Genomic DNA, 745 nt, shown 5'->3' with positions numbered 1-745 from the left:
TGCCCTTTAAATTTACCTGAACTGTGCTCACGTAATGATAGCCCTGCTAAGTTCACTAATTGTTGAGGATGAGAGTACTTTGAAATGTCCCCAACTTCCGCAAAGAATAATCCAACAGTCACCGCCCCTAAGCCTGGAATTTTCATCATTTGTTGGGCACCAGGTAATGTTTCAACGATGGCTTCTAATTCCTGATCCAACTCTTCTAATTGCCGCTTAAAAAGCTCATACTGCTCAATAAGATTCTTCAGTTCACACTTGGCAAATTTCAAGCCTACTTCAATTCCAATGCTCTTTTTGGCTGTTTCTACAAGCTTCGTTGCGCGCTTAATGCCAACTCCTCGTTGGACATACGGTTTCCATTCTTGAAGAACCCTCTCTGGTGTCTTTTTATGAATATCAGAGGGGAACGGAAACAGCTTTAGGGTACAGAGAGCGGCTTTGCCTTCCCAATCTCCAAACACATCGAAAAACTCTGGAAAGTAGCGTTGAATCACATTTTGAATGCGACCTTCTGTGATCATTAATTGTTCAGTAAGCTGATCTCGAATTTTTACGCATTCTCTTAGTTCCGCATATATGCCATCTAAGAGGTTTGGTACAGAGTATCGCCCATCTTTGATTAACTGGGCGATCACTTTTGCGTCTTTCGTATCGTTTTTCGTTGGAGAATTGTCATCAAGTTCTTTACTTTTCTTAACGTGCATTGGGTTCACGACGACAAAGTCGTAACCTTTTGCCGTTA

At 41.7% G+C, this 745-nt stretch carries 1 protein-coding gene; it reads right to left on the bottom strand.

Annotation, left to right across the window (positions count from 1 at the left end; genetic code table 11):
• Positions 1-745, bottom strand: a 745-nt coding sequence (locus tag E2L07_RS06285; RefSeq protein ID WP_134229178.1) for an IS110 family RNA-guided transposase, incomplete at both ends; no start/stop codon positions are given.

Source organism: Halalkalibacterium halodurans (assembly GCF_004376175.1).
GTDB lineage: Bacteria > Bacillota > Bacilli > Bacillales > Bacillaceae_D > Halalkalibacterium > Halalkalibacterium halodurans.
This window is presented reverse-complemented; position numbering and strand designations above follow the sequence as displayed.